Source organism: Trueperaceae bacterium, assembly GCA_036381035.1.
In the GTDB taxonomy this organism is placed as follows: Bacteria; Deinococcota; Deinococci; order Deinococcales; family Trueperaceae; genus DASRWD01.
Map to the genome: position 1 here is coordinate 1 of DASVDQ010000146.1, position 2,572 is coordinate 2,572.

Annotated in this window: 3 protein-coding genes; all 3 read right to left on the reverse strand. The window is 75.7% G+C overall.

Annotated elements, in window-relative coordinates; translation table 11 throughout:
• A partial coding sequence (locus VF202_15065; protein ID HEX7041436.1) for an MFS transporter occupies window positions 1-1,067 on the reverse strand: 1,067 nt, incomplete at its 3' end.
• Window positions 1,068-1,229: 162 nt separating this feature from the next.
• Window positions 1,230-1,577: a metalloregulator ArsR/SmtB family transcription factor gene (locus VF202_15070; GenBank protein HEX7041437.1), complete on the reverse strand. Its 348-nt coding sequence runs from the start codon at window positions 1,575-1,577 to the stop codon at window positions 1,230-1,232.
• Between the two features lie 7 nt (window positions 1,578-1,584).
• The gene (locus tag VF202_15075; GenBank protein ID HEX7041438.1) at window positions 1,585-2,286 is read right to left on the reverse strand and encodes an SRPBCC family protein; all 702 of its coding nucleotides are present in this window, start codon (window positions 2,284-2,286) and stop codon (window positions 1,585-1,587) included.
• Between the last annotated feature and the right edge of the window lie 286 nt (window positions 2,287-2,572).

Sequence of the window (2,572 nt, forward strand, 5' to 3'; positions counted from 1 at the left end):
CCCAACCCCGCGAGCAGCACGGCGGACCCGGCTCGTAGGCGCGGCACGCGCGTGGCGCTCGTGCGCGCGTCGAGGCGCGACTGCAGCCAGGAGCCCGCGGCCCAGCTTATGGAGCCGGTGGCGATCACCGCGCCCGTGACCGTGGACGAGTAGCCGTGGACGGAGGTGAGCATCAGCGCGAGGAACGCCTCGACGCCCACCATCGCCGCGAAGAGCAGGCCGCGTCCGGCCACGACGGCGGGCAGTCCCGGCCTGAGCCAGAGGGCGCCCGTAGGAAGGAGCTCGCGCAGGCCGAACAGGGCCGCCGCGGACCCGGGCAGCGCGAGGGCCGCGGCGAGCCACGCACGGTCGTCGCCGACGCCGACCAGGAACAGGCCGGTGCCCAGCGCCAGGAGCAGCGCCGGGGCCAGGGTGCGGACCGGCGCTGGAGGCGCCGGCGGCGGCACGAGGTGCCGGAAGCGGGGCACGGTCATCGCGCCCACGACGACCAGCAGCGGCAGGATGCCCCAGAAGACCGCGCGCCAGTGCACCGCCTCGGCCACGAAGCCGGCGACGGTCGGGCCGAGCAGCGCCGGCACGACCCAGGCGCTCGACGTCAGCGCCATCATCCGCGCCCTGCGGCTGTCGGGGTAGGCGCGGGTGATGGCCGTGAGCATGACCGTGCTGAGTCCCCCGCCGCCCAGGCCCTGCAGCACGCGACCGGCGACGACCAGCGACATCGTCGACGCCGACCCGCTCACGGCGAGCCCGAGCCCGAAGGCGACGAGGCTGAGGGCGAGGGGCCGCGCCAGCGACCCGCTGTCGGCGAGCCGGCCCGCGGCGACGGTGCCGAGCAGCGAAGCCAGCAGGAAGCCGCTGAAGATCCACCCGTAGAGCCGCAGGCCGCCGAGCTCCTCGGCGAGGCGCGGCGCCACCGTCACGACGGCCAGGGACTCGAAGGCCGCGAGCGTGACGCCGAGCAGGATCCCGATGGTCAGGGACCGCTGTGCGAGACCGGCGCCGTCAGCGGAGCGCGGTGCGGGCGACGCGTCTGCGGCTGCGGAGGGGGCGGGACGGGCGCCGGTCATCGCGCGCCAATGTATCGCCCGCCCGGCGCCGAGTCGGCACGCGCCGCCTCGCCTTCCCGCCTTCCGGTGCCTCGGGCGACTCCGGCCTGGGCCCGCCACCTTCGCGCGTCTCGCGCGCGGCGCGCCCCGCGCCGAGCTCGCCACGACGCCGGTGCGGGGTCGCTAGCTGAGGGGCCCCTCCCGCGCGGCGCGCTCGACCTTGCCGCGCTCGACCTCGGCGGCGAGGTCCTCGAGGGCGTCCCGCCAGAAGGCCCGGTAGTGCGCGAGCCACTCGTCGATGGTGCGCAGGGGGCCCGGGTCGAGCGCGTAGATCCGCCTGCGGCCCTCGGCCCGGACCGTGGCGAAGCCGGCGTCCCGCAGCACCTTGAGCTGCTGCGAGACCGCCGACTGCGTGATCCCGAACTCGTCGCCGACGACGTCGACGACCTCGCCGGACGTGCGCTCGCCCTCGGCGAGCAGCTCCACGATGCGGCGCCTCACCGGGTCGCCGAGGACCGCGAACGGGTGCACGGCCGGCCTACTCTCCCCCCTCACCCCCGCCCATGCCCGCGGACTGGTCCTCGCTCCCGCCCATGCCCGCGGGCTGCAGCTCGCCGGAGTAGAAGGCGCGCGTGGTCTCGGCGGCGGCCAGCGCCGCCTCCTCGGGCGTGCCGGCGTCGGCGTCGGCCCGGCCCCACGCCTGGCTGGAGAAGCGGTAGAGGCCCTTGGCCTCCGGCGACAGCGCCCATGCCTCCTGCGCCTCGGGCGGGCGCTCCGAGGTCGGGTCCTCCAGGTGGAGGGCCAGGCCGAGGAAGCCGAGGTCCCAGCCGACGCCGACGGCGCCAGGGCCGAACTTGTCGGTGAAGCCGGGCATCACGGGCGACTCGTGCTCGAGCTCGAGCCGCGTGCCCTCGCCGTCGGGCACGAAGCGCAGCGTCAGCCAGCTCACGCCGCCGCCGTACTCCCAGGTGACGCGGATGCGTTCCGGCTCCACGCACTCCTCGATGGTCCCGCCCGCGTTGCCCTGGAGCTGGTACTTGCCGCCCACGCGCAGGTCGCCGCTGATGGGCATGAACCAGCGCCGCAGGCGGTCAGGGTTCGTGACCGCGTCCCACAGGTCGAGGGCGTGCGTCGGGTAGGTGCGGCCCGCGTGCACCACCACGGTCTGCTGCCCGTCCCGCGTGCCGTGCGCCACCCTGCGCTCCATCACCGCCAGGTGTCTCTCCAGGCCTTCGGCCATGACGTTCCTCCTTCGCGGCCTGTGGCCTGCCGGCCGCTCTCGGCATCCTATTAGCAACTGCTAATAGATTGCAAGTGGGAGCATCTGGCGCCCTCGCCCGAGCGCGCCGGCGGGGAAGTCGGGAGCCACACCTCGCCCGCTGCCGCCCGGGTCGCGGTCCCACCTCCCGTGCGGCCACGTGGGGCCGGCGCGACCGGGCTACCTCGCGCCAGCTGCGACCTGGCCCTCTCCCGTCCACCGGCCGGCGATGCCCTCCAGCCACAGCTCCGCCTCGTGCGGCCAGCGC

What these genes read in the sequence shown, in the direction of transcription:
- VF202_15075 (HEX7041438.1), bottom strand. Translation starts at nt 2,286, where the DNA reads ATGGCCGAAGGCCTGGAGAGACACCTGGCGGTGATGGAGCGCAGGGTG.